Here is an 11,142-nt window from a genome sequence, read left to right on the forward strand (position 1 = left end):
AAGGCGGTTTTCAGAATACTGAAACCGCCTTTTATTTTATTTAGTATATTTTGAATCCTTTGTAAACCTCTACTCCACTTTCCATGATTCTGGAGGCATCTTTGCGGAAGTCTAACAGGTGATCCTGTCCGTTGTGTCTGTTATGATGGTCAACACTTTCCCAAAGCTCAATCAGAAAGAATGTCCCTTTGTTGTCTTTATCTTCAATAAGGTCATACTGCAGGCAGCCTTCTTCTTTTCTCGTTTCCTTTACCAGGTTTTGAAAAAGCTCTACGGCTTCCATCAGATAGTTTTCATTAAACTTAAAAAGTGCAATGATATGTAAGTTCATATTCTAATATTTATTGATGTAAAAGTAAAATATTTTCAAAATGAAATTTCTTTTTGAGTCCTTTATTTTTACATTTTCAAACACTTTTTTAGCTGAATACTGATTTATAAATAGTTATAGAACTCATTACAATAACTAATGTTCCAATTATCACAAACATTTTCTTCACGGGAAGCTTTGCTGTAAGCATGGCAGAGAAAGGAGCCGTGATAATTCCGCCAATTAAAAGTCCCAGAATGATATTCCAGTGCTGAATTCCCAGCGTAAAGAAAAAAGTAACGGCAGCAGTAATGGTGAGGATAAACTTGGCAACAGTAGAACTTCCAACGGCAAATCTTGGAGTAAAAGCATTTTTAATGAGGGTTCCGGTTACCAGAGGTCCCCATCCACCACCGGCAAAAGAATCTATAAAACCTCCAATCACTCCAAGCCTTATGAGGTTGGTCTTTCTTTTGAGAGCTTTACTCTGCTTATCTTTAAAAGCATTGGAAAGGATTTGAAATCCGAGATATAAAGTATAGAAAGCAATAAGGGTTTTGGTGATCTTTGCATAATATTCTCCAAAATAAGTAAGGCTGACAGCGCCGATAATGGCTCCAATAACTGCCGGTATGGCCAGTTTTTTCACCAGGTTTTTACTTACATTCTTCAGTTTAATATGACTTACACTTCCCGCAGCTGTGGTAAAACTTTCAGCAGAGTGAATACTGGCACTTACAATATGAGGTGGAATATTCAGAAGCATTAATGTGGTGGTACAAATTACTCCATACCCCATTCCCATTGATCCTGCAACAATTTCTGCAAAAACGCCTACCAGAAGCATCCAGTAAAATATATAATGGTCCTTCGCCAGAATCTGTTGAAGTTCATCAAAATACCCCAATTCGTAGAGTGAGAAAACAACTATTGACAACAAGACAATTGTTACAAACAACACGTTAAGTCTTATCTGAATCTTTCTTGTAATTACCATAGTGCTACCATTATAAGTTTATTCAACATCTCTCCCGTCCTCCAAAGGGTTATCATATCTGCATCTTCTTTTGGAATCATAATTTATTCTTTTGAAGTCTTGCAAATATCCAATAAAAATATTATCCTACAAAAAAAGTAGACTATTATTTCAAAAAAAAGGATCAGGTCAGTCGACCAGATCCATTAAAGTTTTCTTCTCCAGAATATTCAGTGAAGCATCCCGAACTTCTATCAATACATCATGTAAGCCACAGTGATCTTCATTGCAGTCTTCACACTTCTCATAGAAGTTAAGACTTACACAGGGAAGCATGGCAATAGGGCCATTCACCAGGCGGATAATTTTGGCTAATTTCACCTCTTCAGGGTTTTCTCTCAAGAAGTATCCCCCTCCTTTTCCTTTTTTACTGTCGAGGATATCTGCTTTTTTCAGTTCCAGCAGGATATTTTCTAAAAACTTTAAAGGTATCTTTTTGTGTTCCGCAATTTCGGAAATAAGAACCGGCCCTTCATTTCTTTTTTCTACAAGATATGAAAGTGCCTTAAACGCATATTGAGATTTTTTTGATAGCATTACAGCAAAAATAAGAAAATTGTTTAATATGTTTAAATGAAAAGACAAAATTACAAGAGAGCTTATCAATAGCTTGTTCTTTTATCTTTTTAAGGACCTTCATTTTTTGCCTTTCTCCTATTAAATTGCTATGTTTGCCCTATGTTCAGTAAACAAGAAGCACAACAACTTAAAAAGGAATTTTGGACAGCTTTTGGGAAATCCTTTCCAAGAAAATGGATTCTGTACGACACCAAAGTCAAGGATCTGTCATTTAAATTCTCTGCAGACAATAAGAAAGTAGAAGTCTCTCTTGATATCGAAATGAAAGATGAAATTTTCCGTAATGCTTATTATGAAAAGATCTGGTCTTTGGAAGATATTTTAAAAGATTTTATCGGAGACTTTCAGAAAGAGGAATATTTTACGCTTGAAAATGGAAAGATCATCAGCAGGATTTGGGTGGAAAAACACGGGGTTTCAATTTTCAACAAAAACACCTGGCAGGAAATTTTTGAATTCTTCGTCGAGAAAATGGATGGATTTGAGAGATTTTATTATGAATATGAGGATTTTATAAAGGATATCTGAAATAATTACGAAATAAATACCGTTTTACACTTTAGGTTAAGATAAAAAAGAAAACTATCTTTGCTCTATACCACTTAAACTAATAGATGAAACTAAATATGATTAACAATGAGAAAAGTGTACAAAAACATTTTTGGAGAAGTCATCTCCAAAAGCAAAGCTACGAAGCTAGACGAATATCATCTGTATTATTACGAAAGTGATTCTGATATACTGAAAGAAATTGAATTCATCAACGAAGAAAGTATATACAACATCAATTATTTCTTACATGAAGGAGACAATGAAGATGAAGTAGTGGAATATCTGAAAGAAAAATCTGATTTTTTTGACATCGAAAGAAGGGAAACTGCCGACGGATTCATTATTACCACCAACAAACTGTATTCACTGTCTGTAGACGATCTGCCATTGATCTCTAAAACCGTTTTTAAAACAGATGATCCCGAAAATTTTATATGCTCACAGGTTATAGACAATGAAACCCAGAAACCTCAGCTTGAAAGAACGGTAAAATGCTGGTATACTACAGATAAAAACGGGGAAAAGTATGCCGCTATAGAATGCAGCTACGAAGAAGACGGAAAGCTTGAGCTGGCTGTTGATAAAACCTCAGATCCGGATAATGAGCAAAACTGGACTCATTATGATTATGAAACTTTTCATGAGCTTCAGGAAAAAATTCCGGTGGACATAAGCTATTATAAAACGGCTGCATTGCTCCCGAAGGAGGCTTATCAGAATTAATTTTTTAATACATCAAACAACCACAATTTATTTTTATATGGAAGACAATCCTATTTTTTGGGCAGACGGAAGCGATCCGCAAATGATTGAGGCCTACAAAAAAGCACAGGAAACTTTTAAATATTTCTGGCGTGAACAATCCTGGGAATACAGAAGAATTATCCCGGGACTTAATGTTTCATGCGTAAAAGCAATGTTTTCAGAAGAAACAGAAACAGGAGAAACCAATGTTGAGCACATGTGGATCAATGAGATTGGTTTTGATGGCGACCGGGTAACCGGGTATCTGATTAACGAGCCTAATACATTAACCAATGTGCAGGTTGGAGATTTTATTGATATTCCCCTTAATGAAATCAGCGACTGGCTTTTTGCCATTACTCCAAGTGTAAAAAAGCCTAAAGGCCTTTCAAAGCTATTCTCTTCATCTTCTGAGCCTCTTCCGAAGGCTTATGGTGGATTTACCATTCAGAAAATGCGTTCAGATATGTCTGCTTCGGAAAGAAAGAATCATGATAATGCCTGGCAGCTGGATTTCGGAGACTTCAATGATATTCTGGTGGTTAATCAGCAAAAGGAAGAACCCGAAAACCTTATCGAACATCCTATGAGCAGAAATATGAAAGATGATTTTGCCAGATTCTTACAGGAATATCCGGATGAGATCAAGCTCATTGATGATAACGGACAAACCCTCCTTCACAGAGAAACCATTGCAGGAAACTTAACTACCGTAAAGGCTGCTCTGGAAGCAGGAGCTGATAGAAACATCCAATCCAAAGTTGGTAAAACCGCACTGGATTATGCCAAACAACTTAATTGGACACATCTTATTCCGGTATTGGAAAATCATTAGCCAACCTGAAAATAAAACTTAGAAGAATAAAAAATAAAAAGAGAAGCGTTTTGCTTCTCTTTTATGTTATCCAAATTTCTTCTTTCTCAACCAGAAGAACAATCCTCCGATAAGACCAATAATAGCCAATGGAAGTAATAAATTTAGCCATTGCCAGTTGGTTCTTTCTTCTTCTATTCTTCGTCTGTCCAGAAGTCTTTCTTCGATGTTTCTGTTTCGTAATTCCATCAGATTGCTGTCATCTAACAGATAGTCTAAAGCGTTTCTCAGGAACTGCTCGTTTCCGAACTGCTCGTTTGTCAGCATGTCTACTCCTAATGGAAGCGGCTTTCCTTTGATGACTTTATTTCGACCTATATCTCCGTCTGCAATTACAATCATTTTATTTTCAGGACTTGCAGCTTTAAAGCCTGGATAAGATTTCCTTTCAATCCTTGAGGCATATGCAGAGTTAAATTTCCCTTCCAAAGCTACGGCGAAGATCTTTGGTGTGCTTGGTTTTTCCATTTGTCCAAGACTGTCTACAGTAGCAATTTCTTTCAGATCAACATAATTCGGCACCTGTTTCAGCAATGTTCTTTCGCTGGATTCAAAAAGAACTTTTGTTTTGATATTCTTTCTTCCGCCCAATGTATCAATAGAAGTTGGGAATTCAAATTTTACAGGGTTGATATTTTTGGTAATCGGATTGTTGTTTTCAGCAATTCCAAGAGGATAATAAGGCCATGGTAAACTTGTATACTGCGGATTTCCGCTTACTTCTCCTGTTACCAATCTTAATAGAGCAAATTTCTTTACATCTTTTACCAGCGCATTATTGATTCTTAATCCATAATTGAAGAAGAAATCAGTCATATTGATATCCACCGGGAAAGGCATTACCTTTTTAGATCTTGTCAGCGTATCCATTTCGGCATTTACAGCATCAATCATCCAAAGCGTTTTCCCTCCGTTCATGATATATTGATCAAGGATTACTTTTTCATTATCAGTGAATGCTTTTCTTGGTTTTGCAATGACTAAAGCACTCATTTGCTTCAATAAAGGTACATCTTCAAGACTAAGCTCCACCTGATTTTTAGGAATAATTGGCCCTGCATCATAATTTTCCAATGCCAGCTGCATGAATCCCTGGAATTCATCCGGACTTAGTTCATCCTGATTGATCAGGACTCCTACTTTCTTCCTCTTATTGGCAGCAATATTCTTAATGTTTGAAACCAAGTTATATTCAAGCCCTTCAATAGAACGGGTTAACTGCTGATCTGCATCAATCCCAGCTTGTTGTACAACCAACGGAATAGAAACTCCATCTTTGTCATATTTTATAACAGCATATGGAAAAAGCGTAATTTGTGAAATTTTCCCATCTTTTACGTCTGGAAGAATTGAAGGCTGCATTCCCATTGCCATCAAAGTATCCTGAGACATCTTTGTTTTAATAGGATCGATGAATTTGAAATCGATCTTTGGATTAATCTTTCTGAATTCCTCCAACATGAATTTCGTTTCTCCCTGAAGCTGCTTAAAGCTTGCCGGAAAATCCCCTTCAAGATAAACCTCTACCGTTAATGGTTTTTTAACGGATTCCAATACTTTAATGGTGCTTTCAGAAAGGGTATATCGTTTTTCTTTTGTTAAGTCGAGTCTTATTCCTGAATAGGTAAGAATAATAACCAGAGGGATAATGGCAATTAAGAAAATTCCCAACGGAGATTTAGCATTGATCTTCTTCATACCCTACTTCTTTTTGTTAATAAAATGATTAGACAATACTAATGATGCACTGATGACCAGAATAAAATAGGCAACATCCTTAAGATCTATAAGTCCTCTTGTAAACCCAAGGAAATGCTGGTAAAAACCAATATTCTGAAGGATAAAATCCGCACCACCAAGAAGTTTATAGCTTGCCAGTTGCTCAATTCCAAAATACATGATAAAGCACATGAAAACGCCCAACAGATAAGCCATAATCTGATTCTGTGATAATGAAGAAGCTAAAATTCCAATTCCTGAGAAGGCAGCAATTAAAATAATCAGTCCGATATAACTTCCAAAGGTCATTCCAAGATCAATATTCCCTTCCGGAACACCCAATACATAAACAGTATAAAGGTAAATTAATGAGGGAATCAGGCACAGGACTCCAACAATCCATACAGATAGAAATTTTCCTGCGATCAGTTCTGAAACTTTCAATGGCTGTGAAAATAACCAGTTCAGTGTTCCTGTTTGTTGCTCTTCAGCAAAAGTTTTCATGGAAAGTGCCGGAATAATAAACATTAAAAGCCATGGAACCAACACAAAATAGCTCTGCAGCGAGGCTGCCCCGATCTCAAAAATATTGGAATCGTTGTCGAAAAAGAACAAGAAAAGAGTCCCTATCAAACTGAAAGCGGCAATAATTACCCATGCACTCCAGTTTCCAAAATAACTCCAAAGTTCTTTCTTTAAAATTGCAATCATAGTTTTTTAGTAAAATGTAAAAAGTAAAGGAGATGATATCCCCTACTTCAATCATTATTTCTTTTTTTTATTCTTATTAACGAGTTTTACAGTCATCATAATCAGAAATACAAGAACGAAAAATCCGGCAATTAATTGCCACCAATATTCAATTACCATCGATTTCAGGATTACAGTGAAGACCACCAGGAATAAAATGAAAGTGGCAATTTCATTGGCCTGTCTCAATTTGATATTGGCCGTTTCCAAAGTATTTCCGTTCAATGCCTTTAACTTCAACACTTTTTTCCAGCACCAGTAATGATAGATAGCAAGCCCGATCAGGAAGGTCAGTTTTAAATGAAACCAGCCCATTTTCATAAGACCCGGATTTAAAAAGATCATAACCAGGCCACATATTGCCATAATAACTCCGGCAGGAACGGTGATAATATTCCACAGCCTTCTGGCCATAAATGTGTACTGCTCCCTCAGAATTTTCTTTTTTTCTTCAGGAAATTCATCGGTATCCTTATAGTAAACAAAGATTCTCACGAGATAAAAAATTCCCGCAAAATAACTTACCATAAAAATGATGTGCAGCGCTTTGATGATTGTATAAAGCATTTAGAAAAAATTAACAGCAAAGATAAGCTTATTATATAATTTTTAAAAATAATTTTCTTTTGATTGGGAAAAGCTAATATTCCGGTCAAAAGCTATTTAATAATACACTTATATAAAAAAATACTTCGGCTCGGGGCGGCTTTGCCGCCCCGAGCCGAAGATTATATTTCTTTGATCATATTCAATTTAAAAATTAAGAGATCACTCCCAATTCTTTTCCTACCTTTTCAAAAGCAGCAATCGCTTTATCCAAGTGCTCTTTTGTATGAGCTGCAGATAACTGAACTCTGATTCTTGCTTTTCCTTTCGGTACTACCGGATAGAAGAATCCGATTACGTAGATTCCCTCATCCATTAGCTTTTCAGCCATTTTTTGAGAAAGCGGAGCATCATAAAGCATTACCGGAACAATGGCAGCATCACCATCAGGAATGTCAAAGCCTTTAGCTTTCATTTCTGTTCTGAAATAGTCTGCATTTTCCATTACTTTATCACGAAGTGTAGTATCATCAGAGATCATATCCAATACCTTCAAAGCAGCTCCAACAATCCCTGGCGCTAATGAGTTTGAGAATAAATAAGGACGTGAACGTTGTCTCAGCATATCAATGATCTCTTTTTTACCGGAAGTAAATCCTCCTAAAGCACCCCCTAAAGCTTTTCCTAATGTAGAAGTGATAATATCTACTCTACCCATTACTTCATTAGCTTCATGAGTTCCTCTACCGGTTTTTCCGATAAATCCTGTTGCGTGGGAATCATCAACCATTACCAAAGCATCATATTTATCAGCAAGGTCACAAACTCCTTTTAAGTCTGCTACAATACCATCCATAGAGAAAACTCCATCGGTTACAATAATTTTAAAACGGTGATTTTTCTCAGAAGCAGCAATTAACTGTGCTTCAAGATCAGCCATATTATTGTTTTTATAACGGTATCTTGCCGCTTTACAAAGACGTACTCCATCAATGATAGAAGCGTGATTCAATTCATCTGAAATAATGGCATCTTCTTCAGTAAATAAAGGTTCAAAAACACCTCCATTGGCATCAAAAGCTGCTGCATAAAGGATAGTATCCTCCAATCCTAAGAAGTCAGCAATCTTCTTCTCCAATTCTTTGTGAATATCCTGAGTTCCACAGATGAAACGTACAGACGACATTCCGTAACCGTGAGACTGGATCATATCCTGAGAAGCTTTCATGACCTCCGGATTGTTAGATAATCCAAGATAATTATTCGCACAAAAGTTCAAAAGCTTCTTTCCGTTGGCTTCAATTTCTGCACTTTGTTGAGAAGTGATGATTCTTTCTCTTTTGTAAAGCCCATCGTTCTCAATATTTTGAAGTTCGTTCTGTAAATGTTGAAGGTATTTTTCAGAAATCATTTTTAGTAATTTTTTAGATGTGCTAATTTACTAAAAAGGCAGTAAAATAAAACCTTTTATAAGCTTAATTCTAAAATTTGATCTTTCATCTTTATTTTAACACTATTAGTCTACAAAATTAGTAGGATAATATTTATATTTGTTTAAAATTTCTGAATATGCAATTGATTCCGGTAAAGAAAAAAAAGAAACTCGTTTCAAGAAACTTTATAAACAACCACATGAAGCCGCAGATCCCTGTCATTATAGAAGACTTTATAGATCCTGAAAGCCCTGCATTTCAAAAATGGAATTATGAATATTTCAAGAAAATAGCAGGAGATCACAAGGTAGATATCTACGGCAGTGAAATGGATTCTATGGATAGAGTGGCCAGCCAGCCTATTGCACAGACCACTTTCTCCGAATATCTTGATCTGATAGAGTCTACTCCTACGGAGCATCGGTTATTCTTATTTAATCTGCTGAGCATAAAGCCTGAACTTAAAAATGACATTATCTACAATGATGTTACCAATGGAAAAATATTAAAGTGGTTACCCTTTATGTTTTTCGGCGGTGAAGGGTCTGCTACCCGGAATCATATTGATATCGACATGTCCCATGTTTTCATCACCCAATTTGAAGGCATTAAACGAATCTGGCTGTTTCCCTGGGAACAATCTGATCTGATGTATAAATTACCTTATAATTTTCATAGTTTACCCAATATCAAAACACCGGATTACAGACAATATCCGGCCTTACTTTATTTAAATGGCTACGAAGCAGTCATCCATCCGGGAGAAACCCTTTATATTCCATCCGGATGGTGGCATTATATCCAGTATGAAACCGGAGGATATTCTGTATCTGTAAGGGCCTTACCTTCAAGTCTTCTGGAAAAATGGCGTGGTTTTAAAAATCTGGTCATTACAAGAAACTTTGACAATATCATGCGTAATATATTCAAAGAAAAATGGTTCAGATACAAGGTAAATGCAGCCAAGAGAAGAGGTGCAAAAGCTTTCAAAAAACAAAAAAGCTTTCTGATATGAAAGCTTTTATATTTTGTTTAATGTTTAATGAATTTAACAGATCTTTCATTCACGGTAATAAGATAGACTCCCGGAACCAGTTCCCCAATCTGTATTGATTTACCAGGTTTGAATATTGCTTTTCTTATCAACTTACCATCAATTCCGTGAATAGAATATGCTGTTTCCTTATCAACACCTTTAAGAAAAAGTTCATTTTTAGCAGGATTAGGATATAGCCCAAAATCATCCTTTTCTACAGAAGATACACTTAAAGTATTATCCTGGGTCACAGTAGAATTCTTTTCCACCATCTGGTATTCGTAATTAAATTGTATGTTCGCTATGGGAAACGATATATTTTCAAGAAAATACTGGTTATTAGTAGTGTTATTAAGAACTAAATAAGCAATTTCACCGCTAGTTCCGGTTACTTTCACAGGCAAAGGCATTTCGAAAAAGCTTACTGTAGGGCTGCTTTGGGTCTGGGAAACATTAAAGGTCAACTGGCTTCCAGTTTGTTTCCACTTTATTGTATACGTTGGATATCCTTCACCATAGATCCAGTCATTAAAAAATTCTGTAAAATCTTTTCCGGTAGACTGAAGCAAAGAAGCCTTAAAATCTGATGTAACCACATAATTGTAAGCCAGTGCCGGTCTTTCATGATAATCCTTAATTGCTTGATAAAAAGCACTATCACCCAAGATCCACTTTAGCATTCTTAGAGCATAACCTCCTTTAGTATAAGTTAGCCTGCTGTCAAAAATCCGGTTGATATTATTAAGCTGTGCATCCGGAACGTAAACGGTCCCTCCTGCATTATTGGTAATATAATCAATCCGACCTTTTAGATAATTCATAAATTCATCATGGGTCATAATCAATTTTTCATTGGCAACATACTCTGCAAAATGGGCAAAGCCTTCATTCAGCCATATATCATTCCATTTTCCACAGGTTACTTTATCGCCAAACCACTGGTGGGCAAGCTCATGGGCAATAAGGTATTTAGGCCAGCCAATCATAGAAGACATTGTCTGATGCTCCATTCCACCTCCATTAATGTATTCCATATGTCCATATTTCTCATTGCGGAAAGGATAAGGTCCAAAATAGGTTTCAAAAACATCCATAATCTGTTTCGTCCACTCAATATTAGCTATCGATTCCGGATTTCCGGCTGTTGCCGGATAAATATAATTGACAAACGGAAAGGGCGGATTTCCTATTGTACTGTTTTGTTTAGCAAAATTTGTGATAGACAAAGCAATAAGATAGGCAGCTGTAGGATACATTGTTCTCCAAAACGTCAGCTTTTTCCCTGTAGTGGTTGAAATAATTTCCGACATCAACTTTCCATTGGCTGCTACACTATATTGAGAAGGAGTGGTAATTTTAAAATCAAATCTTTCAATCTTATCATTCAGACTTTGTTTGGTAGGAAACCAATCCTGTGCACCGTAGGGTTCGCTTAAAGTGGAGAAAACAGGTATTGGATTGGCTCCTTGATTTCCAACCATAACAGTATTATTTGCCGGAGCGCCGGAATAATGAATGGTTAATGAATCCAGAGCATTAGCAGGCAGAGAAGCAGGAAAATCT

The 11,142-nt window shown here is 36.2% G+C and carries 12 protein-coding genes; 4 read left to right on the plus strand and 8 right to left on the minus strand.

Translation table 11 applies throughout. The features are described 5' to 3' along the window. Positions 1 to 40 precede the first annotated feature (40 nt). The 3 genes from BBH99_RS02925 to BBH99_RS02935 all read right to left on the minus strand — a co-directional run bounded on the left by BBH99_RS02925 (position 41) and on the right by BBH99_RS02935 (position 1,883). Positions 41 to 331 carry a putative quinol monooxygenase gene (locus BBH99_RS02925; protein ID WP_066691760.1) on the minus strand — a complete coding sequence of 97 codons (291 nt, stop codon included), beginning with the start codon at positions 329 to 331 and terminating at the stop codon, positions 41 to 43. An 88-nt stretch (positions 332 to 419) separates the two neighbouring features. Then, a complete protein-coding gene (locus tag BBH99_RS02930; RefSeq protein WP_066691763.1) occupies positions 420 to 1,307 on the minus strand; it encodes a sulfite exporter TauE/SafE family protein in 888 nt (295 codons plus the stop codon). Between the two features lie 168 nt (positions 1,308 to 1,475). Continuing rightward, positions 1,476 to 1,883 carry an RrF2 family transcriptional regulator gene (locus BBH99_RS02935; RefSeq protein ID WP_066691766.1) on the minus strand — a complete coding sequence of 136 codons (408 nt, stop codon included), beginning with the start codon at positions 1,881 to 1,883 and terminating at the stop codon, positions 1,476 to 1,478. 141 nt (positions 1,884 to 2,024) lie between these two features. Between BBH99_RS02935 and BBH99_RS02940 the strand changes: the two genes are divergently transcribed. The 3 genes from BBH99_RS02940 to BBH99_RS02950 all read left to right on the plus strand — a co-directional run bounded on the left by BBH99_RS02940 (position 2,025) and on the right by BBH99_RS02950 (position 4,056). Further along, positions 2,025 to 2,453 carry a DUF4268 domain-containing protein gene (locus BBH99_RS02940; protein ID WP_066691769.1) on the plus strand — a complete coding sequence of 143 codons (429 nt, stop codon included), beginning with the start codon at positions 2,025 to 2,027 and terminating at the stop codon, positions 2,451 to 2,453. 108 nt (positions 2,454 to 2,561) lie between these two features. Continuing rightward, a complete protein-coding gene (locus BBH99_RS02945) occupies positions 2,562 to 3,200 on the plus strand; it encodes a hypothetical protein (protein WP_066691772.1) in 639 nt (212 codons plus the stop codon). Between the two features lie 37 nt (positions 3,201 to 3,237). Then, positions 3,238 to 4,056 (plus strand): DUF2314 domain-containing protein, encoded by an 819-nt coding sequence (locus tag BBH99_RS02950; RefSeq protein ID WP_066691775.1) that lies wholly within the window; start codon positions 3,238 to 3,240, stop codon positions 4,054 to 4,056. A 66-nt stretch (positions 4,057 to 4,122) separates the two neighbouring features. Here BBH99_RS02950 and gldG read toward each other — a convergent pair whose 3' ends face one another. The 4 genes from gldG to kbl all read right to left on the minus strand — a co-directional run bounded on the left by gldG (position 4,123) and on the right by kbl (position 8,521). After that, on the minus strand, positions 4,123 to 5,793 hold the full coding sequence (gene gldG / locus BBH99_RS02955) for a gliding motility-associated ABC transporter substrate-binding protein GldG (RefSeq protein ID WP_066691778.1): 1,671 nt from the start codon (positions 5,791 to 5,793) through the stop codon (positions 4,123 to 4,125). Between the two features lie 3 nt (positions 5,794 to 5,796). After that, positions 5,797 to 6,525 carry an ABC transporter permease subunit gene (locus tag BBH99_RS02960; protein ID WP_066691783.1) on the minus strand — a complete coding sequence of 243 codons (729 nt, stop codon included), beginning with the start codon at positions 6,523 to 6,525 and terminating at the stop codon, positions 5,797 to 5,799. A 54-nt stretch (positions 6,526 to 6,579) separates the two neighbouring features. Further along, positions 6,580 to 7,131: a CopD family protein gene (locus tag BBH99_RS02965; protein WP_066691786.1), complete on the minus strand. Its 552-nt coding sequence runs from the start codon at positions 7,129 to 7,131 to the stop codon at positions 6,580 to 6,582. A gap of 193 nt (positions 7,132 to 7,324) precedes the next feature. Further along, a complete protein-coding gene (gene kbl, locus BBH99_RS02970; RefSeq protein WP_066691789.1) occupies positions 7,325 to 8,521 on the minus strand; it encodes a glycine C-acetyltransferase in 1,197 nt (398 codons plus the stop codon). Between the two features lie 158 nt (positions 8,522 to 8,679). On the opposite strand from kbl, the gene BBH99_RS02975 reads away from it, so the two are divergent. Further along, positions 8,680 to 9,558 (plus strand): cupin-like domain-containing protein, encoded by an 879-nt coding sequence (locus BBH99_RS02975; protein WP_066691792.1) that lies wholly within the window; start codon positions 8,680 to 8,682, stop codon positions 9,556 to 9,558. 17 nt (positions 9,559 to 9,575) lie between these two features. Here BBH99_RS02975 and BBH99_RS02980 read toward each other — a convergent pair. Next, positions 9,576 to 11,142: M1 family aminopeptidase (locus BBH99_RS02980; protein WP_066691794.1), on the minus strand; the 1,567-nt coding region annotated here is incomplete at its 5' end.

This window comes from Chryseobacterium contaminans, from assembly GCF_001684955.1.
GTDB classification, from domain to species: Bacteria; Bacteroidota; Bacteroidia; order Flavobacteriales; family Weeksellaceae; genus Chryseobacterium; species Chryseobacterium contaminans.

Excerpts from the sequence above, each read along its gene's own strand:
- BBH99_RS02925 (WP_066691760.1), bottom strand. The coding sequence starts at position 331 with ATGAACTTACATATCATTGCACTTTTTAAGTTTAATGAAAACTATCTG.
- BBH99_RS02930 (WP_066691763.1), bottom strand. The coding sequence starts at position 1,307 with ATGGTAATTACAAGAAAGATTCAGATAAGACTTAACGTGTTGTTTGTA.
- BBH99_RS02935 (WP_066691766.1), bottom strand. The coding sequence starts at position 1,883 with ATGCTATCAAAAAAATCTCAATATGCGTTTAAGGCACTTTCATATCTT.
- BBH99_RS02940 (WP_066691769.1), top strand. The coding sequence starts at position 2,025 with ATGTTCAGTAAACAAGAAGCACAACAACTTAAAAAGGAATTTTGGACA.
- BBH99_RS02945 (WP_066691772.1), top strand. The coding sequence starts at position 2,562 with ATGAGAAAAGTGTACAAAAACATTTTTGGAGAAGTCATCTCCAAAAGC.
- BBH99_RS02950 (WP_066691775.1), top strand. The coding sequence starts at position 3,238 with ATGGAAGACAATCCTATTTTTTGGGCAGACGGAAGCGATCCGCAAATG.
- gldG (WP_066691778.1), bottom strand. The coding sequence starts at position 5,793 with ATGAAGAAGATCAATGCTAAATCTCCGTTGGGAATTTTCTTAATTGCC.
- BBH99_RS02960 (WP_066691783.1), bottom strand. The coding sequence starts at position 6,525 with ATGATTGCAATTTTAAAGAAAGAACTTTGGAGTTATTTTGGAAACTGG.
- BBH99_RS02965 (WP_066691786.1), bottom strand. The coding sequence starts at position 7,131 with ATGCTTTATACAATCATCAAAGCGCTGCACATCATTTTTATGGTAAGT.
- kbl (WP_066691789.1), bottom strand. The coding sequence starts at position 8,521 with ATGATTTCTGAAAAATACCTTCAACATTTACAGAACGAACTTCAAAAT.
- BBH99_RS02975 (WP_066691792.1), top strand. The coding sequence starts at position 8,680 with ATGCAATTGATTCCGGTAAAGAAAAAAAAGAAACTCGTTTCAAGAAAC.